Raw genomic sequence first — 25,302 nt, 5'->3', positions numbered from 1 at the left:
CCGCCTCGGCGTCACGGCAGGGCGGGCTCGGCGGCGCGCGACTCCGGTCGGTCGTCGGCGCGGGGTGTGCGCAGCTCGTCGACACGCACGAGGGCGACGCCGGCGACGATCAGTGCGCCACCGACCAGTTGCACCACGGTGGGCAGTTCACCCAGCACCAGCCAGGCGATCAGGACGGCGAACATCACCTCGGTCAACCCGACGAACGACGACAGCCGGGCGCCGAGGATCCGGGTGCCGGCGATCCCGGCGAGGTACGCGACGACGGCGGCGACCAGTGACAGGCCGACCACCGGCACCAGCCAACTGGTGCGCTGCCCGGCGAAGGTGACCTCGCCGAGGGCGACCCGCAGGGGCAGCGCCCCGACCGCGCCGAGCAACAGCAGGACGGCGGCTCCGACGGCCATGCCGCCGCTGGCCAGCACCACGGAAGGCAACTTCTCGTCGACCCGCCCCGCGAGCACGAAGTAGCCGGCGAGGCCGACCGCCGCCCCGAGCCCCCAGAGCACGCCCACCGGGTCGAGCCGGCCGGCGCCGGTCAGGTCCAGGACGAGGAACAGTCCGGCGAGGGCCGCCACCGAGCCGGCGACGGTCAGCCGACGGGGGCGCTGCCCGTGGGCCAGCCACATCCAGCCCACCACCAGGACGATGCCGAGGTACTCCAGCAGCAGCGCGACGCCGACGGGCAGGTAGCGGACCGCGTTGAAGAAGCAGACCTGGGCCGTCGCGACCCCGAGCAGCCCGAACACGCCGATGGTGGCGAGGTTGCGGCGCAGCACGTCCCACTTGCCGCGCAGCGACAGCACCGCCGGAATCGCCACCACCAGCGCCGCGACGCCGACCCGGACGATCACGGCCGACTCGGCCGACCAGCCTGCGTCGATGAGGGACCGGGCGAACGTTCCCGACGTGGCGAAGGTGACGGCGGAGAGCAGGGCGAGGCCGAGACCGAGCCCGGCGGCGGGTTGACGCATCGATCCACTCCCACTGTCATGAGCAAACTGCCACTATGCTGATGACGCTAGGTCGGCACTCCGACAGGAGTCAAGTTGCTCTTCACCCATGACACGGAATGCTCTCTGACCGCCGTTGCCGCGCTGGTGAACACCGACCGCCGCGACGGTGACGGGCTGCCCGACGTCGCCGCCCTGGACGCGTTCTTCGCCGCCCACGCCTACAGCGGGCGGCACGAGCACACCGAGGACGAGCTACGGGCGGTACGCGACCTGCGACCCCGACTGCGGCACGTCTGGTACGCCGACACGGAGGGGATCGTCGCCATCGTCAACGGGCTGCTGCGCGAAAACCACGCGGTGCCGCAGCTCATCACGCACGACGACGAGCCGTACCACATCCACGCCGTGCCGCGCGACGCGCCGCTGGCGACGCGGATGGCCGTCGAGGCCGCGATGGCGCTGGCGGATCTCGTACGCACCGGCGAACTGCGCCGGCTGCGTATCTGCGACCACCCGGACTGCGAGAACGTGCTCGTGGACCTGTCCAAGAACCGGTCCCGACGATTCTGCGACGCGGGCTGCGGCAACCGCGCCGCCGTCACCGCCTACCGCGCCCGCAGGTCCGCCGCCCGCTGACGTCCCGCCGGTCTTTGACGTGGAGCCCGGGCGAGGCCGGCGCAGGACCGGGACGGGGCCGGTCAGGGGTGGGTCATCCGGAGCAGGTCGAGCGCCTCGTCGAGCTGGGTCTCGGTCAGCTTGCCCGAGTCGACGTGCCCCCGGGAGATCACCACCTCGCGGATCGAGACCTGCTTGGCCAGCGCCTCCTTGGCGATCGAGGCGGCCTCGTCGTACCCGAGGTGGCGGTTGAGCGGAGTGACGATCGACGGCGAGCCTTCCGCGTACGCCAGGCAGACCTCGGCGTCCGCGACCAGGCCGACCACCAGACGGTCGGCGAAGAGCCGGCTGGACGCGGCGAGCAGGCGGATCGACTCCAGCAGGTTGCGACCCATCACGGGGAGCATGACGTTCAGCTCGAAGTCGCCCTGGGAGCCGGCGAACCCGACGGCGGCATCGTTTCCGATGACCTGGGCGCAGACCTGCCGCATCGCCTCGGCGACCACCGGGTTGACCTTTCCCGGCATGATCGACGAGCCCGGCTGGAGGTCGGGGATGCGCAGCTCGCGCAGCCCGGCGCGGGGGCCGGAGCCCATCCAGCGGATGTCGTTGGCGATCTTGTAGAGGCCGACGGCGATCGTACGCAGTTGCCCGGAGGTCTCCACCAGCGCGTCCCGGGCGCCCTGCGCCTCGAAGTGGTTGCGCGCCTCGGTCAGCGGCAGCCCCGTCGAGCCGCGCAGCTTCTCGATGACCTTCGCGGCGAAGCCGAGCGGGGTGTTGATGCCGGTGCCCACCGCCGTGCCGCCCAGCGGCAGCTCGGCCAGCCGGGGCAGCGCCCCCTCCAGCCGCTCGATGCCGTAGCGGACCTGGGCGGCGTACCCGCCGAACTCCTGCCCGAGGGTCACCGGGGTGGCGTCCATCAGGTGGGTACGCCCGGCCTTGACGACGGTCTCGAACTCCTCCGCCTTGCCCTCCAGCGCCTCCGCCAGGTGGGCCAGCGCGGGCAGCAGGTCCCGTGCGACGGCCTCGGTGGCGGCCAGGTGGATCGAGGACGGGAAGACGTCGTTGCTGGACTGCGAGGCGTTCACGTCGTCGTTCGGGTGCACGTCGCTGCCCAGCTCCCGGCTGGCCAGCGTGGCGATGACCTCGTTGGTGTTCATGTTCGACGACGTGCCGGACCCGGTCTGGAACACGTCGATCGGGAACTGGTCGTCGTAGCCGCCGTCGGCCACGTGCGCCGCGGCGGCGGCGATCGCCGCGGCCACGTTCGCGTCGATCACGCCCAGTTCGCCGTTGACCTCGGCCGCCGCCCCCTTGATCTGGGCCAGCGCCCGGATCTGCGCCGGCTCGATGCCCCGGCCGGAGATCGGAAAGTTCTGCACCGCGCGCTGGGTCTGCGCCCGCCACAGCGCCTCGGTGGGCACCTCCACCTCGCCCATCGAGTCGCGTTCGATCCGGTAGCCCGTCGCCTCTGGAGTCGTCACGCGTACCATCCTGCCGCCTCGACGAGGGACTCGCAGATGATCGCCGAGTCCGGCTCGGCCGAAAGTCCGGCGCCCGGCGCCAACTAATTGATTTAAACTCGCAAAAATTCTGCCTCTTCAATGGAGGGCTCCAACGTGCACAGCAACGGGGGTTCCGCCGGCGTGCCCGTCACACGCCACCGGCGCGTTCCGCGCCGACTCCTGGCCACCGGCCTCGCCACCCTGCTCACCGCCACCGGCGCGCTGGCCGTCACCACACAGCCCGCCTCGGCCGGCCTCACCTTCCTCCGGCCCACCAGCGTCGCCGTCACGGACGCCGAGCGCCCCACCGGGACGTTCCCCTCCACCGACGGCACCGTGCCGGTCGGCACGTGGAAGGACCCGGACGGCGGCCGGCACACGTCCCGGGCGTACTTCACCTACGACCTGACCCGGTACCACGGTCAGCGCATCATCAGCGCCCGCGCCATCACCGGCGAGCAGTCGGTCAACAACTGCGACAAGCCGCGACAGCTGGAGCTGTGGCGGACCGACACCCCCGTCACCCCGCCGACCTGGAAGAACTCCCCCACCGCGCGGAAGAAGATCGCCGATCTGAGCCTGCCGGAGGCGCCCTGCCCCTGGAGCTACCTCTCCAAGCTGATCACCGAAACCGTCGCCACCGCGGTCGCCGGCCAGCAGGACAGCCTGACCCTCATGATCCGGATCGGCGACGCGGAGGAGTCCTTCAAACACGGACGGCGGATCACCAACCTCGGTCTCTCGCTGGAGCACAACGCCGCTCCGGACGTGCCCGGCAAGCTGAGCGTCGGCGGCGTCGCCTGCACGGACGCCACCTTCGTCGGCACCAGCACGCCCGAACTCCAGGCCGAGCTGACCGACCCGGACGTCAACGAGACCGGCGGCGGCGACCATGTCACGGCGACCTTCGCCTGGTGGCCGGTGGACCGGCCCGCCGAGCGGACCGAGTACACGTGGCCCAGCTCGATGCACGCGCCCGCCCGGTTCCGGTACGTCGTGCCGCAGGGGCAGCTGGTCGACGGCGGACACTACGCCTTCGCCGTCCGCTCGGCCGACCAGTACGGGGACACCTCGGCCTGGTCCCCGGAGTGCCGGTTCACGGTCGACACCCGCAAGCCGGCGGAGCCGACGGTCGTCTCGACGGACTTCCCGCCCTACCCGCAACAGTCCGTCATCGGGCCGAACGTCCCCGGTCGGTTCACCGTGGGCGCCAACGGCTCCGACGACGTCGTCCGCTACCAGTACTGGGGTTACGACGGGTCAGGGCAGGTGGCCGCCGACGGACCCGGCGGCGGTGCCACCTTCACCTACACCGCGAAGCGTCCCGGTCCGCACCGGATCGAGGTGTACAGCGTGGACCGGACCGGCAACCTGTCGGTCACGGTCAACTACGAGTTCTGGGTCCGGGACACGGCGCCCCGAATCACCGACGGCAACCCGGAGGGCCGGCTGGGTCAGCCGAGGGAGATCACCTTCTCGCCGGCCATGGCGGACGTGACCGAGTACGTGTGGTGGTTCAACGGCGAGGAACGCACCGTCGCGGCCAACGCCGACGGCGTCGCCACGGTGACGGTGACCCCCACCCAGATCCAGAACACGCTGCGGGTGCGCAGCCGCACCAGCGGCGGCGTGCCCTCCGGCGACGCGGAGTACAACTTGTACGTCCGGACGTCGCCCTTCGTCAGCTCCCCGAACTGGCCGGACAACGGGTGGCCCGGTACGCCGGCGGGCACCGAGGGCACCTTCGTGTTCCGGCCGGCGATGGACGACGTCGTCGAGTACGTCTACAGCTTCGACTACGGCGACCCGCAGACTGTGCCGGCCGGCCCGGACGGCGGCGCGACGATCACCTACACCCCGCGCGACGCGTCGAGCCACACCCTCGAGGTGTTCAGCCGGACCGGGGCCGGGACGCAGTCGGAGTCCACCTACTACTCGTTCCACGCGGCCTCCGTCGCCCCCGAGGTGGATTCGCAGGTGTACCCGCGGAACCTGACCGGTGGCGGGCCCGGCATCCCGGGCACGTTCACGTTCACGCCGCACGCCGGCACGAGCGGCGTCACCTCGTACGTCTACCAGTTCGCGGACGAGCCGGAGCGGACGGTCGAGGCCGGTGCCGACGGCACCGCCACCGTCGAGTGGACGCCGCGGAGCCTCGACAGCGGGTTCGGCGGCTGGGTCCAGCTCCAGGTGCGGGCCAGGACGGCCGGCGGGATCGTCACGGATGCCCAGTACTACTCGTTCCGGGTCGACCCGAAGAGCCCGCTGGTCACCTCGGACGTGTTCGGCCCCCATGGCGGGGCGGTGGTCGGCCAGACCGGCGAGTTCGTGTTCACCAGCCAACTGGCCGGCAGCACCGAGTTCGTCTACTCCATCGACGGCGGCCCGGAGCGCACCGTCGCGGTCGGCGCGGACGGCACGGCCAGGGTGACGTGGACGGCGGACTCGCCGTACAGCCACAACATCACCGTCCGGAGCCGGACGGCGGCCGGAGTGGTCTCCGGTCAGGCGTACTACGGCATCTGGATCGACTGGAGCTGACCACGGCAACGTCGAGGGGCGCCGGGCAGCAGGCCCGGCGCCCCTCGCGTACGCGGCGGGGTCCGGCCGGCGTACCGGGGACGGTCGAAAGTCGGAGGCCGACACCGGGACCAGGCACTTAAGATCGTAAAAGTATTCGCACTCCATCGGAGGGTCTTCCACCTTGCACTGTCAACGGGGTTCCATCGGCGTGCCCGCCGTACGACGACGGCGCGCTCCGCGCCGGCTCCTCACCACGGGGCTCACCGCACTGCTGACCGCCACCGGGGCGGTCGTCGTCACCGCCCAACCCGCCGTCGCCGCACCGACCCGCTGGGTCCCGCCGACGAGCGTGAGCTACACGGACGCGCGGCAGCAGGGCGCGACCTTCACCGCCACCGAGGCGGACGTCCCGGTCGGCACCCTGGAGAACGCCGGGGTCAAGCGCACGACCAGGGCCTACCTCACCTTCGACCTCACGCCCTACCGGGGCAAGGAGATCATCGACGCCACGCTGCGCACCGGGGAGTCGGCGGTCGCGGACTGCGACCGGCCGCGCGAGCTGGAACTGTGGCGCACGGACACCCCGGCGACCGCGCCGACCTGGGACGCCCCGCCGACCGTACGGGAGAAGGTCGGCGACCTCGACCCCGCCGCTCCCTGCCCGGCGGCCCACCTCGAACTGCCGCTCACGCGGACCGTGCAGCAGGCGGTCGACGCCGGGCGGGAGTCGCTCACGCTGATGGTCCGGGTCCCCGGGGACCACGAGGAGAACAAGCACCACGGCCGGCGGCTGCGGACGCCGGGCATCTCGCTGACCGCGAACGCCGCCCCCGACGTGCCGGGCGCCCTCACCGTCGCCGGGCTGGACTGCGCCGACGACCGGGTGACCGGCACCGCCACCCCGACCCTCACCGCCGAGGTGACCGACCCGGACGCGAACGGGACCGGCCTCGTCGAGCAGGTGACGGCGACCTTCGCGTGGTGGCCGGTCGACCGGCCCGACGAGCGGACGGAGTCGACCTCGGGGGCGTTCGCCGCGCCACGCCGCTTCCAGTACACGGTGCCCGCCGACGCGATGGCCGACGGCGGCAGCTACGCCTTCGCGGTCCGCGCGGCGGACCAGCACGCCAGCTCCGCCTGGTCGGCGGAGTGCCGGTTCTCCGTCGACACCACCAGCCCCGCCCAGCCGACGGTCAGCTCCACCGACTACCCGGCCGACGACGGCTGGTACGGCGGTCCCGGCATCCCGGGCCAGTTCACCTTCTCGGCCGGCGGCGACACCGACACGGTGCGATTCCGCTACAGCGTGTCCGGGCAGCCGGCGACCGACGTGGCGGCCGACGTCCCGGGCGGCTCGGCGACCGTCACCCTCACCCCCGACCGGGACGGGCCGAGCACGCTCACGGTCGAGGCGGTGGACCTCGCGGGCAACCGCTCCACGGCCACGAGCTACGTGTTCCGGGTGCGCAGCACCAGCCCGACGATCACCGACGCCAACCCGACGGCCGGGTACGGCCAGCCGCGCGCCCTGACGTTCGCACCCCGCATGGAGGACGTCGTCGAGTACACGTACCGGCTCGACGACGGGCCGGAGCAGACGGTGCCGGCGCTCGCCGACGGCACGGCCACGGTCACGATCACGCCGACGAAGCCGGGCTACAACACCGTGTACGTCCGCAGCCGGACGGCCGGTGACCTGCCGTCCGGCGAGGGCAGCTACCGGTTCCACCTGGCGACCAAGCCCACGGTCAGCTCGGTCGAGTACCCGATCAACAAGGTCCAGGGGGCGGTCGCCGGCACGCCGGGCACCTTCGCCTTCCAGGCGGGCATGCCGGGGGTGACGGAGTTCGTCTACTCCTTCGACGGTCGGCCGGCGGTGACGGTCGCGGCGGGCCCTGACGGGTCGGCGTCGGTGGGCTACACCCCGACGACCGCCGGGATCCACCGGATCACCGTCCACACGCGGACCGGCGACGGGATCGTGTCGGAGACCTTCAGCGGCACGTTCTACGCCAGCCGGGCGAGCTGACGCAGGAAGACGAGGGGCGCCGGGCCACTGCCCGGCGCCCCTTTCGCGTACGCGGGGATCAGCGGCGACCGACCGTCAGCACCGGCTTGGTGACCTCGGCGAAGAAGTCGTTGCCCTTGTCGTCGACCACGATGAAGGCCGGGAAGTCCTCCACCTGGATCTTCCAGACCGCCTCCATGCCCAGCTCCGGGTATTCCAGGACCTCGACGTGCTTGATGCAGTCCTGGGCGAGCCGGGCGGCCGGGCCGCCGATCGAGCCGAGGTAGAAGCCGCCGTGCTGCTGGCAGGAGCGGGTGACCTGGGCGGAGCGGTTGCCCTTGGCGAGCATCACCTGGGAGCCGCCCGCGGCCTGGAACTTCTCCACGTACGCGTCCATCCGCCCGGCGGTGGTCGGGCCGAACGAGCCGGACGCGTAGCCCTCGGGCGTCTTGGCCGGGCCGGCGTAGTAGACGGCGTGGTCGCGCAGGTACTGCGGCATCGGCTCCCCGGCGTCCAGCCGCTCCGCGATCTTGGCGTGCGCGATGTCGCGGGCCACGACGAGCGGGCCGGTCAGCGACAGCCGGGTCTTCACCGGGTACTTCGACAGCTCGGCGCGGATCTCGTCCATCGGCCGGTTGAGGTCGACACGGACCACCTCGGACGCGTCGAGGGTCTCGTCGGTGACGTCGGGCAGGTAGCGCGCCGGGTCGGTCTCGAGGCGCTCCAGCCACACGCCCGACGGGGTGATCTTGGCGACCGCCTGCCGGTCCGCCGAGCAGGAGACGGCGATCGCCACCGGGCAGGAGGCGCCGTGGCGGGGCAGCCGCACCACCCGTACGTCGTGGCAGAAGTAGCGCCCGCCGAACTGCGCGCCGATGCCGAAGTTGCGGGTCAGCTCCAGCACCTCCGCCTCCAGCTCCAGGTCCCGGAAGCCGTGCGCGGTCATCGAGCCGGAGGTGGGCAGCGCGTCGAGGTACTTGGCGCTGGCGTACTTGGCGGTCTTCAGGGCGTACTCGGCGGAGGTGCCGCCGATGACGATGGCGAGGTGGTACGGCGGGCAGGCGGCGGTGCCGATCAGCCGCAGCTTCTCCTCCAGGAACTGCATCATCCGCGTGGGATTCAGCAGCGCCTTGGTCTCCTGGTAGAGGTACGACTTGTTGGCCGAACCGCCGCCCTTGGCCATGAAGAGGAACTTGTACGCGTCGGGCTGCCCGTCCGGGTCCTCCGCGTAGAGCTCGACCTGGGCCGGCAGGTTGCTGCCGGTGTTGCGCTCCTCCCACATGGTCAGCGGGGCGAGCTGCGAGTAGCGCAGGTTGAGCCGGGTGTAGGCCTGGTAGACGCCGCGCGAGACGGCCTCGGCGTCGCTGCCGTCGGTGAGCACGTGCCGGCCACGCTTGCCCATCACGATCGCGGTGCCGGTGTCCTGGCACATCGGCAGCACGCCGCCGGCCGCGATGTTGGCGTTGCGCAGCAGGTCGAGCGCGACGAACCGGTCGTTCGGCGAGGCCGCCGGATCGTCGATGATCGCCCGCAGCTGGGCCAGGTGCGCGGGGCGCAGGAAGTGCGCGATGTCGTGCATGGCCTCGGCGGTCAGCGCGGTGAGCGCGGTCGGCTCCACGGTGAGGAACCGACGACCCCCCGGGCCGTTGACGACGTCGACGCCCTCGTCGGTGACCAGGCGGTATTCCGTCTGGTCCGGACCGGTCGGCAGCAAGGGAGCGTACGAGAACGCGGCGGCACTGCTCATGAGCCGAAAGCCTAGGGCAGAAGGGTCGATCAGTCCCACCCGCCGGGTGGGTCCTGGGACGACGCTCTCACCCGGGGCAGAGTTCCCGCTTCGGTCCGCAGCTGTCCGCCGGCCCGGGGACCCCCGCCGTGCCGCCGGGCCCGGGTACGCCGCCGTCCCGGGGCGGAACGGGAGCGCCCGGCGCGCCGCCGAAGCGGACGTAGCCGATCTCCCGCCCCTCACCGATGACCATGCCGCCCGGGCCGACCGCGAGGGCGTTGGCGGAGGTACGCAGGCTCGCCAGCTCCCGCCCGGTGCGCGGGTCCAGCGCCACCAGCCGGGACGGCTTCTCGTCGGCGATCACGGCCGCGTACGGGGTGAGCGCGGCACCGGCCTTCGCCCCGGCGGGACGGGTCCACCGGACGCGCCCGGCGCCCAGCTCCCGGCCGACGACCGCGCGCTTGTCGGCCGGCCGGACCAGGGCGTACCGGTCGTCGACCGCGAGCAGCCGCTCCCCGGCGTTGGTGACCAGCAGCAGCCGCCCGTCGTAGCCGTCGAGGACCGCCTCGCGGGCGTCCGGGGCCACCCCGATCAGCACGTTGCGCGCGCCGTGCGGGTCCTCCCGTTGCGCGCAGCCGGCGTTGTCGGCGGTCCGCAGGTTGATGCCGGTGCGCTGCCACGTCTCCTGGCCGGTCGCCGGGTCCCGGCCGGAGATGGCGAAGTAGCAGGTGCCGTCCTGCGAGCGGGCGGTGATCCGCAGCAGCCGGCCGCCGACCACCGACAGCCGCTCGTCGCGGCCGGGCTCGACGTCCTGGAGCACCCGCCCGGTGGCGGTGTCGAGGACGTGCACCCGGCCGTCGATGGGGAACCCGAGCAACGCCGGTACGGGCTCGGGACCGGCCACCTCGTCGTCGATCCGCACGGCGTCGAGGCGGCGGGTGTCGAGCAGCCCCGGGTTGTCGCCGAGCAGCCCGCTGCGTACGCCGGGCACGAAGGCCGTCCAGAGCGGGGCGGTGCCGCGCGGGTCCCAGGCGCTCACCGTGCAGTCGGTGGCGTCGACGCAGCGGGCGTCGAGCAGCATGTTGCGGTACGTCCAGACGGCCACCGCGTCGCCGTTGCGCCGCCGCGTGGCGCCGGTCGCCGGGTCCAGTACCTCGTACCCCTTCACCAGCAGCTTGCCCACGACGACGACCGGGTCACGGTCGCCGCCGGCCACCGCGGACCAGTCGGCCTTGCGCTCCCACAGCTGGGCGCCGGTGGCCAGGCTGCGCGCCTCCACGCGGGTGCGCTGCTCGACCACGACGGTGTCGCCGGCGATGGTCACGCTGCGCGGGGTGCCGCCGACGCGCTGCTGCCAGACCACGTCCGGCTCGGAGATGGGCTGGCTCCGGTTCACCCAGTCCCACATCCCGGGGAACGGGTTCCACACTCCGGTCGCGGCGAGCGCGACGACCACGACGAGCGCGAGCAGCAGCCCGCCACGCCACCCCCCGAGGCCGCCCGCCTTCGCCACACGCACACCGTAGCGACGACCGTCGCGCCGCCGCCCTCCCGTGCCGCCGTGTCGCCGCCCTTTCTCCACGCTCCGGGTGTATGGAAGGGCCCCGCCTGTCGCCTCTCGTCCAGGAATGGCCCTTCCGCACACCCTCCTCAGCGCTGGGCGGCGGAGCGGACCAGGGGAAGGGTGCGGTACGGGATCTGCTCGGCCAGGGCGATGATCGTCGAGGCGCGGCGGATCCCCTCGTACGAGACGATCTGGTCGATCACCCGCTGGAGGTCGGTGTTCGAGCGGGCCACGATCCGGCAGAGCAGGTCGCTGGATCCGGTGATGGTGTGCGCCTCCAGCACCTCCGGGATCGCGGCCAGGTGCGCGGCGACCCGGTGGTGCCCGTGCCGTTGGCTGATCTCCAGCGTCACGAAGCTGGTCACCCCGAACCCGATGGCCGCCGGGGTGATCTCCGGCCCGAAGCCTGAGATGACGCCCCGCTCGACGAGCTTGTCCAGCCGGGCCTGCACGGTGCCCCGGGCGACCCCGAGGCGCCGGGAGCACTCCAGCACCCCGATCCGCGGCTCCTCCGCGAGCAGTTCGATCAACCGCGCGTCAAGGACGTCCAGCTGCACAACCTGACCAGCACTCATGCCGTTGCACTCTACTTAATGCGCAACCTGACCAGGCATTGGCACGACAGTTGCCCAGTACGGCACTTCACGGCGATCCTCGCCACAGCAGCACAGCACCACGACACAGCACCACGGCGCTGCGACACCGCACCGCACCAGCAGCAGCACCGCACACGACCGACGGCGGCGGCCACGAGGCCGACCGGAACGTGAGGGAGACCGCGATGACCCAGGCGATCGACCGACCCCAGGCGATCGACGACATCGACGTCGACGTGCTCGTCGGCGCCGTCGACCACGACATCAGCCGCGACCCGTTCCCCGTCAAGGGCCTCGACCACGTGCACTTCCTGGTCGGCAACGCCAAGCAGGCCGCGCACTACTACTCGACCGCGTTCGGCATGACCTGCGTGGCGTACCGGGGCCCGGAGCAGGGCTACCGTGACCACGCCCAGTACGTGCTGACCAGCGGCTCGGCCCGGTTCGTGCTCACCGGCGCGGTCCGCCCGGACGCCGAGGGCGCCGAGCACGTCACGAAGCACAGCGACGGCGTCTCCGACATCGCGCTGGAGGTGCCGGACGTCGACGCCGCGTACGCGCACGCCACCGCGCGGGGCGCCACCGGCCTGCGCGAGCCGCACGACGTCAGCGACGAGCACGGCACCGTACGGATGGCCGCCATCGCGACGTACGGCGACACCCGGCACACCCTGGTCGACCGGTCCCGCTACACCGGCCCGTTCCTGCCCGGGTTCGTGGCCCGGGGCCCGATCGTGGACCGGCAGCCGATGATCGACGCCGGCCTCCAGCCGAAGCGCTTCTTCCAGGCCGTCGACCACGTGGTCGGCAACGTCGAGCTCGGCCGGATGGACGAGTGGGTCGAGTTCTACAAGCGCGTCATGGGCTTCTCGAACATGGCCGAGTTCATCGGCGACGACATCGCCACCGACTACTCGGCCCTGATGAGCAAGGTCGTCGCGAACGGCACCCGCAAGGTGAAGTTCCCGCTCAACGAGCCCGCGATCGCCCGCAAGAAGTCGCAGATCGACGAGTACCTGGAGTTCTACCAGGGCCCGGGCGCGCAGCACATCGCCGTGGCCACCAACGACATCCTGGCCAGCGTCGACGCCATGCGCGCCGCCGGCGTCGAGTTCCTGGACACCCCGGACTCGTACTACGACGACCCGGAGCTGCGCGCCCGGATCGGCCAGGTACGGGTGCCGATCGAGGAGCTGAAGGCCCGCAAGATCCTGGTGGACCGGGACGAGGACGGCTACCTGCTCCAGATCTTCACCAAGCCGGTCCAGGACCGGCCCACGGTGTTCTTCGAGCTGATCGAGCGGCACGGCTCGCTCGGCTTCGGCAAGGGCAACTTCAAGGCGCTCTTCGAGGCCATCGAGCGGGAGCAGGAAGCGCGCGGCAACCTGTAACACTGACGAGCGTGACGCAGCCTCCGACGTACCCGACGCCGCCGGCCGGTGGGCCCCCGCCCGCCGCCGGCGGCTTCGCGCCGCCGTCCGGTCCCGCCAACCAGGGGTACGCGGTGCCGCCGCAGCACGCCCCGCCCGGTCAGGTCCCGCCCCCGGGCTGGACCCCACCGCCCCCGGGCTGGGCCGGCCCGCCCCGTCCGGCTCCGGCGCTCGGACCGGGCGGGCAGCCGTTGGCCAGCTTCGGTGACCGGCTGCTCGCCGCGCTGATCGACGGCGCGTTGAGCGCGCTGGTGGGGATGGCCCTCTTCCTGCCGGCGGTCGTGCTCCTGCTCTGGAACGTGACGCCCGAGATGACCCGGACCAACCCGGACGGCACCCTCGCCGAGCCCGACCCCGCGTGGCTCCTGACGGACCTGCTGCTGCCGATCCTGCTGCTCGAACTGGGCCTGCTGGTGGTGTTGCTCGGGCTCTACTGGCTCTACCACGTCGAATACATGAAGCGGACCGGGCAGACCTTCGGCAAGAAGGTGATGAAGCTGCGGATCGTGCCGCTCGACCCGGCCGCCACGCTGGACCGGCGGATGGCCGGCAAGCGGTACGCCGTGCAGTACGTGGCGGCCGGCTTCCTGCCCGGCCTCAGCTACCTCGACGGGCTCTGGCAGTTGTGGGACAAGCCCTGGCAGCAGTGCCTCCACGACAAGTTCGCCGGTACCGTCGTCGTTAAGGTGTCTGCGTGAGCGAGCGCAGCGAGGCCAGGCCATGAGCGTCGAACCGGGCTGGTACGTCGACCCGGCCGATCCGGACACCCGACGCTACTGGGACGGCGAGGGCTGGATCGGCGCGCCGATCCCCGTCGACGACGTCCCGCCCGAGGGCCCGCCGCCGGCCGAGCCGCCGCCCGCGCCCGCCCCGACGTCACCCCCGGCTCCGGTCTCCGCACCGGGTGCCCCCGCAGCCGGGCAACCGCTGCCGGGCCAGCCGTACCCGGGCCAGCACTATCCCTGGCAGCCGCCGCAGGGACCCGGCCACCCGCAGGCACCCGGCCAGCCGCAGGGCCCACCGCCCGGCTGGCCGCCCGGTGGGGGTCCCCCGCCCGGCTGGCCGCCGGGTGGCTGGCCCGGACGACCGCCGGAGCCCCGTCCGCACGGGCTTCCCCTGGCCGGGTTCGGCGCCCGACTCGTCGCCCGGTTGATCGACTTCGTGATCGTCTTCGCGCTGAACGCCGTCGTGAACGGCTGGTTCGTCTGGCGGCTGGTGCAGGAGGTCACGCCGTACTGGCGGGAGGTGTTCCGGCGGGCGATGGCCGGTGACAGCTCCACCGAGGGCCTGCCGCAGCCCAGCGAACAGGCCGGCGGCCTACAGGTCGTCATCCTGCTGATCGCCACCGCGCTCTGGCTCGCGTACGAGGTGCCCACGATGGCCTCGGGCGGGCAGACCTTCGGCAAGCGGCTGGTGGGCGTCAAGGTGCTGCCGATGAGCGCGGACGAGCCGCTCGGCTTCGGCCGGGCACTGCGCCGGTGGAACACCCTCGGCCTGCCCACCCTGCTCTGGTACTGCTGCGGCCTGGGCCTGCTGCTCCAGCTCGTCGACGCGCTCTCCCCGCTCTTCGACCACCCGCTGCGGCAGGCGCTGCACGACAAGCGGGCGCAGACCGTGGTGGTCCAGCTCCCCCGCGCCGACCGCACCACCACGAACGGGCGCACCACCGACGGGCGCACCACCCCGGACGACCGCGCCCCGGACGACCGCACCCCCGACGACCGCACCGACCCCTCGGGAGACACCCCATGACCGACCCCGGACGTCACCAGCCGGAGCTGCGGCTGACCCGCGCCGACCTGGACTCGCTGCCCAACTACGTGCCCGGCCGCAGCCCGGCCGACCTCGCCCGCGAGCTGGGCCTGCCCGAGGCGATCAAGCTGGCCAGCAACGAGGTGCCGTACGGGCCGCTGCCCGGCGTGGTGGAGGCCGTCGCCGAGGCCGCGGCCGGCGTGCACCGCTACCCGGACATGGGCGTGCTCGCGCTGCGCCAGGCGATCTCCGCGCGGTACGGCGTGGACGTCGACCGGATCGCCACCGGCTGCGGGTCGGTGGCGCTGGCCGAGCACCTCGTGCGGGCCACCTGCCTGCCCGGTGACGAGTTCCTCTACGCGTGGCGCTCCTTCGAGGCGTACCCCATCATCGCGGCGACCAGCGGCGCGACCAGCGTGCGCGTGCCCAACGACGCCGGGCACGGGCACGACCTGGCGGCGATGGCGGCGGCCGTCACCGACCGGACCCGACTTATCGTGGTCTGCAACCCGAACAACCCGACCGGCACGTCCGTACGCCGGGCGGAGCTGGACCGGTTCCTCGACGCGGTCGGCGAGGACGTGCTGGTCGTGATCGACGAGGCGTACCGCGAGTTCGTCACCGACCCGGAGGTGCCGGACGGCCTCACCTACCTCGACCGGCCGAACGTGGTCGTGCTGCGGACGCTCTCCAAGGCCTGGGGCCTGGCCGGCCTGCGGATCGGCTTCCTCATCGCCCAGCCGGCGGTGGCGGCGGCCGTGCGCAAGGTCGTGACGCCGTTCTCCAGCAACATGGCCGCGCAGGCGGGCGCGCTCGCCGCGCTGGCCCAGGAGGACGAGGTACGACGGCGGTGCGCCCTCGTGGTCGCCGAGCGGGACCGGGTGACGGAGGCGCTGCGCAAGCTCGTTCCGGACGTGCCGGACAGCCAGGCCAACTTCGTCTGGCTGCCGCTGGGTGACCGGGCCGTGGACTTCGGCAAGGCGTGCGAGGCGCGGGGCGTGATCGTCCGGCCGTTCGCGGGCGACGGGGTGCGGGTCACCATCGGCACCCCGGCCGAGAACGACGCCTTCCTGGCGGCGGCCGAGGCCGCGCTGGCCTGAGGCGGGCGCCGGTCCGGTCCGCCATCCCCTCGCGGACCGGACCGGACTCTCAGGCGGCCTCCACCGAGTTGAGGTCGGTCGGGCCGCGTACGTCGCGCACCTCGACCGCGCCCAGCTGCCTGGTGAGCGCGCCACCGGTGAACCCGTTGCCGAAGTCGACCGAGGCCGGCACGGTGATGTCCACCCCTACCGTCCGCGCCAGCCGGACCGTCCGGTGGGACGGCGCCGCGTCGGCCGGCGAGGCGGTGACGAGGATGAGAATCGCGCCCAACAGGGCCGCCAGGAGACGCACAGTGGGACTATAAATAACTTATGTCCGTTTTGTCGAGCAGCCGGACCGGCCCGGCGTTTCACGTCGACGCGAGGATCAGCGGCTCCGAGGTCAAGTAGTAGCGCTGGTCGTCCCCCGTCGGATCGACCGGCTCGCGGAGCCGCTCCACAGCCACGAACCCGTCGGCCGCGTACGCCGCGCCGGGTGCCCAACCGACCCCGTCCGAGCCCGCGTTCAACGCGAAGAAGGACAACTGCGCCCCTGTCGCCGGATCCAGTGTCAGCAGGTCGTTCGTCGTCGTCAGCAGGTGCACCCGGTCGGGCTGGACGGCGAGCAGCCGCACCTGCGACGGCCCGGGACGCCGCCACAGTTCCGCGCCCGTACGCGCCGAACGGCCGACCACCACCCCGTCCACGACCGCCACGGCCGTGCCGCCGACGAGCGCGGCGTCCGGGCGGTCCAGGGCCGGCGCGGCGGTGGGCTCACCGGCGCCGAGCAGCCAACCCCGACCCGCGTCGTCGCCCGGTGCGGACGTCCGCAGACCGGTGCACCCGGCCCGGCCGGCGGCGCAGCCCAGCGGGGTCGCCACCAGCTCCTCGCCGGGTCCGGCCGGCCGCCAGCGGGCCCCCACCACGCCCGTGCCGGCGTCGCGGAACTCCAGCACCGCCGGCCCCGCGCAGGCGTCCACAGTGATCAGCTGTCCGGACGCGGTGCTGCCGACCACGTCACGGCACCCGGAGTCCACGTCGGCCCGCCACAGCTCACGGCCGTCGGCAAGGTCGACGGCCCGCACCCGCTGCGCCCCGGACGCCACCACCACCTGCCGGCCGTCGGGCGCGGGCGCCAGGACCACCCCCCGGGGGTCCCAGACCGTCGCCGCGCCGGTGCGGCGAACTACCCGCTCCCCGACCGGCGCCGGCCCGTCCGCGCGCCAAGCGACCCGGCCCGTCCGCGCGTCCAGCGCCACCAGTTCGCCGTCCGACCAGCGGGTCACCACCGTCGTCCCGCTCGCCACGACCCCGTCGAGGGTCGCCGGCCAGCGGCGGTACGACCAGTACGGGGTGGTCCGGTGCCGGCCGTCGACCGGCCGGTCGGCGTAGACCTGGCGGTGGGCCGCGTAGACCCGCAGCCGGCCGTCCACGATGAGCGGGGCGACCGGGAGCCGGCCGACCACGCCGGCGGCGGGGGACGCGGCCGACGGATATTCGGCGCGGGCGGGCGTGCTGACCTCGGCGGGGGCGAGCACCCGGTAGACCGTCGCCGCGACGGCGACGGTGGCGAGCAGCGCCGCGACCGCCACCGCGATCCGCCGCCGGCCGTTCGGGAACCCCATGGCGCACCTCCGCCCGGCACCCTACCCAGCGGGGCCGGTCCGGGCCCTGTCAGGTCACCGGCGGGCGGGGCGTCTCAGGCCGCCTCGGCCGCGCCGTCCGCCGCCGCGGCGGCGGCGGCCAGGTCGGCGAGATCCTGTCGCAGCGCGCGCTCGACCGCCCGGGCCGCCAGCCCGCCGAGCAGCAGGGCCACCACCCGGCCGTACGGGGCGGTCGGCACCGACTCCTGCTCCACGGTGACGGCCGTGCAGCCCCGGCGACGCCGCTCGACCGGGCGCAGCGCCCAGGTGATGCGGTAGTCAACGCCGGCGCCCCGGGAACCCAGCACCAGCCGTCGGGGCGGCTCGGCCTCGATGACGACGAACTCCTCGACCAGCGCGGTGCCGTCGGGCTGCACACGGGTCTCCCGCCACGCGGTGCCCGGGCCGAACGGGCCGGAGGTGAGCACCTCCACCGGCCCGGTGAAGCGCCGGGTGCGGGTGGTCAGATCGGTCAGCAGCCGCCAGAGGTCGACGTCGTGCGCCTCCACGAACTCCGTGACCGCCACCGTCGACATGCCACCTCCCGTGGCGTCGACGGTACGCCGGGTGAGCGCGCGGCGGGGCCCCCGGAGCGGAAATTCCACCGCCGGGAGCCCCGATCGGGCTCGGTCGAGCCGTCAGCGACCGAACTGGCCGGCCCGGATCGCGCCGACGAAGGCCGTCCACCCCGGGGGGCTGACCGCCAGCGTGGGGCCCGCCTGGTCCTTGGAGTCGCGTACGCCCACCACGCCGAGGGCCTCGACCAGGTTGTCCGCCACCTCCACGCAGAGGCCCTGGTCGTTGGAGCGGCTGCTGGTGCGCCAGACCGCGCCCGGGAGATCGTTCATCGTCGTCACCTTCCTGTCGTCGGTGCGCCAACCGGCGGCCGGGTCCGGAACCGGACGGGGGCATCCGGCCCGACCCCGGCGCGGCATGGCAACGGAATCCGCGACGATCAACGCGGCAGAAACGGTCCCCGGTCGCACCAACTGTGCGACCGGGGACCGTCGATGATCGGAAGGTGGGTCAGCGGGCGGCGAGGACCTTCCCCGTCACCTCGCCCAGGGCGATGGTGGTGCCGTCCGGACCGGGCGCGGTGGCGGTGATGGTCACCGTGTCGCCGTCCTCGAGGAAGGTGCGGGTCCCGCCGTCGGCGAACTTCACCGGTTCGTTGCCGCCCCAGGTGAGTTCCAGGAACGAGCCGACCTGTCCCCGCTCCGGGCCCGAGACGGTGCCCGAGGCGTAGAGGTCGCCGGTGCGCAGCGAGGCGCCGTTCACGGTCAGGTGGGCCAACTGCTGCGCCGGCGTCCAGTACATGGTGGCGAAGGGCGGCTCGCTGACCCGCTCGCCGTTCCACTGCACCGACAGGCGCAGGTCCAGCCCGAGGTGCGGCACGTCACGCAGGTAGTCGGCGACCGGTGGGTCCTGGTCGGGGGCGGGGACGAAGGCGTCGGCCAGCGCGTCCAGGGGGGTCACCCAGGCCGAGACCGAGGTGGCGAAGGACTTGCCCAGGAACGGGCCGAGGGGCTGGTACTCCCAGGCCTGGATGTCGCGGGCCGACCAGTCGTTGACCAGCACGACGCCGAAGACGTGGTCGGCGAAGTCGTCGGCCGGGACCCGGTCGCCCAGCGGGCTCGGCACGCCGACCACGAAGCCGACCTCGGCCTCGATGTCGAGGCGTACGGACGGCCCGGTGACCGGGCCCTGCGGGGTGGCCCGCTGCCCGCTCGGTCGCACCACCGGGGTGCCGGAGACGACGACCGTCCCGGCCCGGCCGTGGTAGCCGATCGGCAGGTGCTTCCAGTTGGGCAGCAGCGGCGGCTGCCCGGGGCGGAAGATCTGGCCCACGTTGGAGGCGTGGTGCTCGGAGGAGTAGAAGTCGACGTAGTCGGCCACCTCGAACGGCAGCTGCATCCGCACCTCGGCCAGCGGCACCAGCAGCGGCTCCACCGCCGGCCGGTGAACGGCGTCGGTGAGCAGCTCGGTCACCCGCTGGCGGACGGCCGTCCACTGTGGGCGTCCGAGGGCCATGAAGTCGTTGAGGGTGGGCCGGCCCAGCGCCCCGGCGGCCAGCACCAGGCCGGCCTCCTCCGCGCCGGCCAGGTCGAGCACGAAGTCCCCGATGCGTACGCCGACGCGCGGGGCGCCCTCCGCGCGGCGGAACACCCCGTACGGCAGGTTCGCCACCCCGTACGGCGAACCCTCCGCACCCGTCACCCAGCTCATGTCGATCCTCCGCTTCGCTCCGTGTCGCCCTGAGGCACCACCGACCTGCCTTGACGATTCGCTCGCTGCCGCCCGCTCATGCCGCAAAACCCCCGTTCACCAGCCCCAGCCGGATCAGATCGGTCAGCGGCTCCAGGATGCTGCACGAGCCGAAGCCGATCCACAGCGGGCGCGGCGCGTCCAGCCCGGCCTCGGCGTGCTGGAGAAGGGGGCGCGGGTCGGCCGCCGTCAGCAGCTCGGCGACCCGCGCCACGGTGGCGCCCCCGGCGGCGGCCAGCGTCGCCGCCAGCACGTTGACGAAGCCGTGGTGTGTGAACCCGGTCTCCGGGTCGAGGTGCCGGACCGCCTGGTGCAGCCCGGCGGTCAGCTTGAACGGCACGTTCCGGTCCCGGCAGGCGCAGATCACGGCGGCGAGTTCCGCCGGGGTGGGGAACAGTTCGGCGGCCAGCCCGCCGGTGCGGAACTTCGCGGCGATCGGCACGCCGTCGGCACGGGCGGCGGCGAGGGCGTCCAGCGCCCCCATCAGCCCGAACGTGAGCGGCAGCTCGGCGTGGACGGCGTCGAGGGCGGCCGGCCCGGCACCACCGGCGCGGCGGGCCAGCGCCACCAGCTCCGTCAGGCCGGGCAGCGGGTCCTCGCCGCGTTTGGCGACCGCCGCCTCCACCAGGCGCACGTGGATGCGCGGGTCGGCCGTGGCCCGCACCTCGTCGAGCCGGTCGAGCGGCACGTCGCCGATCACGCCGACCGCGATCCGCTCGTCGGCGCCGAGCAGGCCCGCCAGCTCGGGCAGCCGGGTGGCCGGGACCAGGAGCGGGCCGACCAGGTCCGCGTACCAGGCGGCGCGGTGCCGTCGGTGCGCGGCGACGGCGTCGGGCAGCGGCGCGTTGCCGGGCGGGAAGACGGCGGCGTCGTCGACGAGGCCGTCGAGAAGCGCGGGCACCTGCGTTGACACGAGACAAGAATGTACGGGACGCTACAAGGAACGGACAACAGCGTCCGATTATCGGACGCTTGGGATCGGTGGACGGGACGAACCGGGAGGCGAGATGCCCTACTACCGCAGCGTCGGCGAGGTGCCGCGCAAGCGCCACACCCAGTTCCGCCAGCCCGACGGCAGCCTCTACGCCGAGGAGCTGATGGGCCAGGAGGGCTTCTCCTCCGACTCGTCCCTGCTCTACCACCGGCACGCGCCGACCGCGATCGTGGCGGCCGAGGAGTTCACCCCGCCGGCGTTCACCCGGGTGCCGAACCTGCCGCTCAAGCCCCGGCACCTGCGCACCCACAAGCTCGACGGCACCGGCGCCGACCCGGTGCTCGGCCGGCAGTACCTGCTCGCCAACGACGACGTACGCATCGCGTACGTGCTGGCGGACCGGCCGTCCCCACTGTTCCGGGACGCCACCGGCGACCACTGCCTGTACGTGGAGTCGGGGACCCTGCGGGTCGAGTCCCCGTTCGGCGTGCTCGACGCGGTGCCCGGCGACTACGTCGTCATCCCCACCTCGACGATCCACCGGCTGGTGCCCACCGGCGACGCGCCGACCCGACTGCTCGCCGTCGAGGCGGCGGGCCACATCGGTCCGCCCAAGCGCTACCTCTCGGTACGCGGTCAGTTCCTGGAGCACGCGCCGTACTGCGAGCGCGACGTCCGGGGACCGGACACCCCCCTGCTCGTCGACGACGAGGACGTGGAGGTCCTCGTCCGGCACCGGCGCGGTTGGACGCGCTACGTCTACGCGAACCACCCGTTCGACGTGGTCGGCTGGGACGGCCACATGTACCCGTGGACGTTCTCCATCCACGACTTCGAGCCGATCACCGGCCGGATCCACCAGCCGCCGCCCGTGCACCAGACCTTCCAGGGCCCGAACTTCGTCATCTGCTCGTTCGTGCCCCGCAAGGTCGACTACCACCCGGACGCGATCCCGGTGCCGTACAACCACCACAACGTCGACTCCGACGAGATGCTCTTCTACACGGGCGGCAACTACGAGGCCCGGCGCGGCTCCGGCATCGAGCAGGGCTCGATCTCGCTGCACCCGTCCGGCTTCACCCACGGCCCGCAGCCGGGCGCCGCCGAGCGTTCCATCGGTGCGGACTTCTTCGACGAGTTGGCCGTCATGGTCGACACCTTCCGGCCGCTGGACCTCTGCGACGCCGCCGCCGCGTGCGAGGACGACGGCTACGCCTGGACGTGGGCCCGCCGCCCCTAGGCGCCCGGTTCCGGTCGACCGGTGCTGCGGTCCGCAGGGGCGGGCCGCAGCACTTTCCTTTGTGCGAGGGCGGGCGGGACGACGCGCCGCAGCCGGCAGGTCGCGTCTCCGGTGAGCACAGGCATCCGACCTCCCGCGTATCGGCCGCGTGAGCGCAGTTCCTTCTGATCGTCAGCCGCCGGGCGTCGTACGGCCATCGGCGACTGGACGCTCGGACGAATAGTTCATGGGCGGTGCTGACTAACATCTTGCGCACTGTCCATCTTGTCATCGACAAGTGCGCCTCTCCGTCGACGACATCCCCTGGAATCGGAGTACACCATGCGCGACATGACGGCCGGTCTGGCCGACCTCGAAGACCTCAACCTGGCCGACCTCGAGGTGTCCGACCTGCTGGAGGTGCACGCCGTACGCGAGTCGGTGGCCCTGCCGGAGACCGGCGCCTCGGCGAGCGTCTCGGTCGTCTGGGAGTGGCTGGGCTACTCCTCCTGCGCCGTCCAGCTGCCCCAGTAACGGGCCATGAACCGACCGGTGGGGCCGGGGACGCCGACAGCGGCGATCCGCCGGCCCCACCGGCTCGACCGTGGTCGGTGTCGACGACCGCGTACGGAGGAATGCGTGACAACCACCCGCCTGTCCCCTGCCCCGCCGTCGGCTCCGGCAGCGGTCGGCCGAGTCGCGTCGGCGGTGCGGGTCGCTCCGTACGTGCTGATCCGCAGGACGGCGGTGGACCAGCCGGCGGCCGGACCGGCCGGACGCCACCTGCGTCGCCTCCAGGACGAGCTCGTCGACCGGCTGGTCGAGTGCCGGACCCTCGGCCCCGAACTCACCGAGGAGCTGTACCGGCTCGGCGGTCAGGCGCCCGCGGCGTACCGCCAGTCGGTCCTGCTGCCGCTGCGGCGCGACGTCCACAACGGCCGTTCCCCGGCCGGCGACCTGCGTGCCCGGCTCGGCGACCTGCCCGGCCGGCTGCCGGCGCTGGGGCGCTGGTTGCGGGCCCGGGCCGAGGTCGACCGGCTCACCGAGGCCCTCGACGCCGGGTCGGATGCGGCACTGGTCGAGGAGCGCGTCGCGCTCGCCGCGCTGTGCGACAGCGAGCCGTTCGGTCGGGCGGCCGCCTTGACCAGCCCCGAACTGCTGGCGGCGGTACGGCGGACGGCGGCGCGCGGCGGCGCGCCGGACGCCCGTGGCCGCAAGTCCGAACCCACCGTGCTCCGGTACGCGTTGCGGGCCACCACCCGGACCAGCCCGCTGTCCTGGTTCACCATAGTCGGCTGGGCCCCCTGGCCGGACGCCGAAGCCGTCCTCACCCCGCCGGAGTCCACGCCCGACCGGGCAGACCTCGCGGCGGGCCTGGACCTGACGGCGGCGGGAGAACCGGTGGCGGTGACCCGTCCTCCCGCCAGCCTGGTCGCCAGCCTCTTCCTGGCCGGGAGCAGCCGCCCGGACCAGCTGCCGCGCATCCCGCACCGGCTGGCACCGGGCACCCGCGTGCTCGACGGGCACGTGGTGTTCTACCGGGAGCACCCGACGACCGGCGCCGACGGCATGCCGGTGATCCGGGAGGAGCGCGTCCGGATGCCGCTGCGGCCCGCACTGGCCGCGATCATCCGGGTGCTCCGCGCCGCACCTGGCGGACACCCGCCGGCGGAACTCGTGGCGGCCCTCGGCCGGGGCACCGGACGCCCCGCCGCTGACGCCGCCGAGGCCGAACGCCTCGCACGGCGTCTCGTCACCCAGCTCTGCGACGAGCGCCTGCTGGTCCCGGTGCCCCCGACCACCGAGCACGACCCGGCGGCGCTGGCGGCGGTCGCCGACTGGCTCGGCGACACCGGTGCGCCCGCCCTCGCCGACCAGGTACGGCAACTCGATCAGGACATCCGGTCGCTGGCCGGGGTCGACGCGGCGCGACGTGGCCCGCTCGTACGGCGGATCGGCGCCGGCTGGCAGCAGGCGCTGGAGCAGCTCGGCGCCACCGCCCCGCCCCACGCGCCCGTCACCGAGGACGTCGTGCTGCCAGGGCCGGCACGCCTGACCCGGCGGCCCGCGGACACCGCCGACCTCGCCGCGCTGACCAGCCTCGCCCTGTTGTTCGACAGCGACCAGGTGTCGCGTCGGCTCCTGCGACACCGGTTCGTCGAACGCTACGGTCGCGGGGGCCGCTGTGCCGACCTCGGTGAGTTCTTCGCGGAGGTCGGCGCCGGTTTCGGCGATCTACCGACGGTGACCCCGGACGGGCTCCTGGCCGGCGGTCCGGTCGCCCGGGTGCCCGAGCTGACCGAGCTGGCCGCGCTGCGCCAGGAGGTGATCCGCGCGGTACGCGCCGACGGCAGGAACGACGGCGTGGAGACCGTCATCGGCGCCGGACTCGTCGCCGAGGCGGCCGCGGCGCTGCCCCGCTGGCTACGGGCCCGGCCGGTGTCGTACGCCTTCTTCGGCCAGCACGGCCCGGACGGGTCGCTGCACCTCAACCACATCTACGGCGGCTGGGGCCGGTTCACCAGTCGCTTCCTGGACCTCTTCGGCGACACCGGCATGCGCGACGCGGTCGCCGCCCAGCTCCGCCGGGTGCTGCCCGGCCGGGTGGCCCAGTTCCGGCCGGTGCACGGGTTCAACGCGAACCTGCACCCGCTGCTGGTCGGCGAGGACATCGGCGACGACCAGCGGCTGGGCGGGCTCGACCTCTCCTCGATCGAGCTGGTGCACGACCTGGCCGGCGACCAGATCCGGCTGCTCGACCCGGCCACCGGTGAGCTGCTCGACGTGTTGTACCTCGGCTTCCTCGCGCCGCCGGCGCTGCCGGCCCGGGTGGCCGCGCTGCTGGGCGACCTGGGCACCAGCGAGGTCGGGCTCCGCCACCTGGCGGCGACCCGGACGGTGACCGGTCCGGGCGGACAGGCGGTGGTCTCCGACCGGCTCCGCTGTGGCCGCGTCGTCCTCGCCCGCCGGAGCTGGCGCTTCGACGACGGCGCCGAGCGGCACCTTCGCGGGCTCGGCTCGCCGTCGGTCGCCGCCGCAGCGGCGCTGCGGGCCGGATGGGACCTGCCCGACCAGGTCTTCCTCAACCAGGGCAGCCGGCCCGGCGGGCAGCCGGCACCAGGCCACGCCGCGCAGCACCCCGGCGCCCCGGCCCGGCAGCCGTCGGAGCAACCGCCCGCCCCGCCGCCTCCCCCGGCGATCGCCGGCCTCCGGGAGGCGGTCGCCCGGCCCAAGCCGCAGTTCGTCGACCTGGCCAGCCCGCTGCACCTGCGCTGTGTGCCCCGATGGCTCGGGCGGATCACCGGCCGGCTGGTCGTCGAGGAGGCCCTGCCCCGCCCCGCCGGCCACGACCGGCCGCACCGGGTCACCGAACTGGTCGTCGAGACCTACCTGCCGGCGGCCTCCCGTGACTGATCGCGTGACCCTCGGGGTCGGTGACGACTCGGACCTGTCCGAGCGCTGGCCGTCCGACCGCACCACCGAGCCG

General features: G+C 73.4%; 21 protein-coding genes. 10 read left to right on the top strand and 11 right to left on the bottom strand.

The annotated features are described in order from the left end of the window. Positions 1 to 11 precede the first annotated feature (11 nt). Positions 12 to 974 (bottom strand): DMT family transporter, encoded by a 963-nt coding sequence (locus ACGFIR_RS16860; protein WP_392998024.1) that lies wholly within the window; start codon positions 972 to 974, stop codon positions 12 to 14. A 75-nt stretch (positions 975 to 1,049) separates the two neighbouring features. On the opposite strand from ACGFIR_RS16860, the gene ACGFIR_RS16855 reads away from it, so the two are divergent. Then, positions 1,050 to 1,592, top strand: coding sequence for a CGNR zinc finger domain-containing protein (locus tag ACGFIR_RS16855; protein ID WP_392998023.1), 543 nt, complete (start codon positions 1,050 to 1,052; stop codon positions 1,590 to 1,592). Between the two features lie 62 nt (positions 1,593 to 1,654). Here the strand turns inward: ACGFIR_RS16855 and ACGFIR_RS16850 are convergent, their stop codons facing one another. Further along, a complete protein-coding gene (locus ACGFIR_RS16850; protein WP_392998022.1) occupies positions 1,655 to 3,064 on the bottom strand; it encodes a class II fumarate hydratase in 1,410 nt (469 codons plus the stop codon). Between the two features lie 153 nt (positions 3,065 to 3,217). Here ACGFIR_RS16850 and ACGFIR_RS16845 point away from each other — a divergent pair, with 153 nt between their 5' ends. Both ACGFIR_RS16845 and ACGFIR_RS16840 read left to right on the top strand, forming a co-directional pair. After that, on the top strand, positions 3,218 to 5,617 hold the full coding sequence (locus ACGFIR_RS16845) for a hypothetical protein (protein ID WP_393145890.1): 2,400 nt from the start codon (positions 3,218 to 3,220) through the stop codon (positions 5,615 to 5,617). 190 nt (positions 5,618 to 5,807) lie between these two features. Beyond that, positions 5,808 to 7,628, top strand: a complete 1,821-nt coding sequence (locus ACGFIR_RS16840; protein WP_393145888.1) for a hypothetical protein — start codon at positions 5,808 to 5,810, stop codon at positions 7,626 to 7,628. A gap of 58 nt (positions 7,629 to 7,686) precedes the next feature. Here the strand turns inward: ACGFIR_RS16840 and ACGFIR_RS16835 are convergent, their stop codons facing one another. The 3 genes from ACGFIR_RS16835 to ACGFIR_RS16825 all read right to left on the bottom strand — a co-directional run bounded on the left by ACGFIR_RS16835 (position 7,687) and on the right by ACGFIR_RS16825 (position 11,472). After that, positions 7,687 to 9,354 carry a fumarate hydratase gene (locus tag ACGFIR_RS16835; RefSeq protein ID WP_392998019.1) on the bottom strand — a complete coding sequence of 556 codons (1,668 nt, stop codon included), beginning with the start codon at positions 9,352 to 9,354 and terminating at the stop codon, positions 7,687 to 7,689. 67 nt (positions 9,355 to 9,421) lie between these two features. Beyond that, positions 9,422 to 10,846 (bottom strand): PQQ-binding-like beta-propeller repeat protein, encoded by a 1,425-nt coding sequence (locus ACGFIR_RS16830; RefSeq protein ID WP_393145886.1) that lies wholly within the window; start codon positions 10,844 to 10,846, stop codon positions 9,422 to 9,424. Positions 10,847 to 10,983: 137 nt separating this feature from the next. Further along, entirely contained in the window at positions 10,984 to 11,472 is a 489-nt protein-coding gene (locus tag ACGFIR_RS16825; RefSeq protein ID WP_392998017.1) for an Lrp/AsnC family transcriptional regulator, read from the bottom strand. Between the two features lie 206 nt (positions 11,473 to 11,678). Here ACGFIR_RS16825 and hppD point away from each other — a divergent pair, with 206 nt between their 5' ends. From hppD to hisC, 4 genes are read left to right on the top strand one after another with little or no spacing between them, the layout of a single operon-like run. Further along, positions 11,679 to 12,884 carry a 4-hydroxyphenylpyruvate dioxygenase gene (hppD, locus tag ACGFIR_RS16820; RefSeq protein ID WP_393145884.1) on the top strand — a complete coding sequence of 402 codons (1,206 nt, stop codon included), beginning with the start codon at positions 11,679 to 11,681 and terminating at the stop codon, positions 12,882 to 12,884. Positions 12,885 to 12,895: 11 nt separating this feature from the next. Further along, positions 12,896 to 13,621, top strand: a complete 726-nt coding sequence (locus ACGFIR_RS16815; protein WP_392998015.1) for an RDD family protein — start codon at positions 12,896 to 12,898, stop codon at positions 13,619 to 13,621. A 22-nt stretch (positions 13,622 to 13,643) separates the two neighbouring features. Then, positions 13,644 to 14,675 carry an RDD family protein gene (locus ACGFIR_RS16810; protein WP_393145882.1) on the top strand — a complete coding sequence of 344 codons (1,032 nt, stop codon included), beginning with the start codon at positions 13,644 to 13,646 and terminating at the stop codon, positions 14,673 to 14,675. After that, positions 14,672 to 15,775: a histidinol-phosphate transaminase gene (gene hisC, locus ACGFIR_RS16805; protein ID WP_392998013.1), complete on the top strand. Its 1,104-nt coding sequence runs from the start codon at positions 14,672 to 14,674 to the stop codon at positions 15,773 to 15,775. The genes ACGFIR_RS16810 and hisC overlap by 4 nt, the downstream gene beginning before the upstream one ends. 49 nt (positions 15,776 to 15,824) lie before the next feature. On the opposite strand, the gene ACGFIR_RS16800 is transcribed toward hisC, so the two are convergent. The 6 genes from ACGFIR_RS16800 to ACGFIR_RS16775 all read right to left on the bottom strand — a co-directional run bounded on the left by ACGFIR_RS16800 (position 15,825) and on the right by ACGFIR_RS16775 (position 20,575). Next, positions 15,825 to 16,067 (bottom strand): hypothetical protein, encoded by a 243-nt coding sequence (locus tag ACGFIR_RS16800; protein ID WP_392998012.1) that lies wholly within the window; start codon positions 16,065 to 16,067, stop codon positions 15,825 to 15,827. Positions 16,068 to 16,125: 58 nt separating this feature from the next. After that, positions 16,126 to 17,379, bottom strand: a complete 1,254-nt coding sequence (locus ACGFIR_RS16795; protein WP_393145880.1) for a PQQ-binding-like beta-propeller repeat protein — start codon at positions 17,377 to 17,379, stop codon at positions 16,126 to 16,128. Between the two features lie 74 nt (positions 17,380 to 17,453). After that, positions 17,454 to 17,933 carry an SRPBCC family protein gene (locus tag ACGFIR_RS16790; protein WP_393145878.1) on the bottom strand — a complete coding sequence of 160 codons (480 nt, stop codon included), beginning with the start codon at positions 17,931 to 17,933 and terminating at the stop codon, positions 17,454 to 17,456. A 102-nt stretch (positions 17,934 to 18,035) separates the two neighbouring features. Continuing rightward, complete coding sequence (locus ACGFIR_RS16785) at positions 18,036 to 18,245, bottom strand: DUF397 domain-containing protein (RefSeq protein WP_392998009.1); 210 nt, start codon at positions 18,243 to 18,245, stop codon at positions 18,036 to 18,038. A 178-nt stretch (positions 18,246 to 18,423) separates the two neighbouring features. Beyond that, positions 18,424 to 19,623, bottom strand: coding sequence for a fumarylacetoacetase (gene fahA / locus ACGFIR_RS16780; protein ID WP_393145876.1), 1,200 nt, complete (start codon positions 19,621 to 19,623; stop codon positions 18,424 to 18,426). Positions 19,624 to 19,699: 76 nt separating this feature from the next. Continuing rightward, a complete protein-coding gene (locus ACGFIR_RS16775; protein ID WP_393145874.1) occupies positions 19,700 to 20,575 on the bottom strand; it encodes a hypothetical protein in 876 nt (291 codons plus the stop codon). Positions 20,576 to 20,669: 94 nt separating this feature from the next. Between ACGFIR_RS16775 and ACGFIR_RS16770 the strand changes: the two genes are divergently transcribed. The 3 genes from ACGFIR_RS16770 to ACGFIR_RS16760 all read left to right on the top strand — a co-directional run bounded on the left by ACGFIR_RS16770 (position 20,670) and on the right by ACGFIR_RS16760 (position 25,229). Then, a complete protein-coding gene (locus tag ACGFIR_RS16770) occupies positions 20,670 to 21,836 on the top strand; it encodes a homogentisate 1,2-dioxygenase (protein WP_393145872.1) in 1,167 nt (388 codons plus the stop codon). Between the two features lie 330 nt (positions 21,837 to 22,166). Further along, positions 22,167 to 22,349 (top strand): thiopeptide-type bacteriocin, encoded by a 183-nt coding sequence (locus ACGFIR_RS16765; RefSeq protein ID WP_393145870.1) that lies wholly within the window; start codon positions 22,167 to 22,169, stop codon positions 22,347 to 22,349. Positions 22,350 to 22,454: 105 nt separating this feature from the next. Then, on the top strand, positions 22,455 to 25,229 hold the full coding sequence (locus ACGFIR_RS16760; protein ID WP_393145868.1) for a lantibiotic dehydratase: 2,775 nt from the start codon (positions 22,455 to 22,457) through the stop codon (positions 25,227 to 25,229). Positions 25,230 to 25,302 lie beyond the last annotated feature (73 nt).

Source organism: Micromonospora sp. NPDC049051 (assembly GCF_043197575.1).
Lineage (GTDB): Bacteria > Actinomycetota > Actinomycetes > Mycobacteriales > Micromonosporaceae > Micromonospora.
Note: the sequence above shows the minus strand (reverse complement) of the source record. Positions and strands in the feature narration are given on the sequence as shown.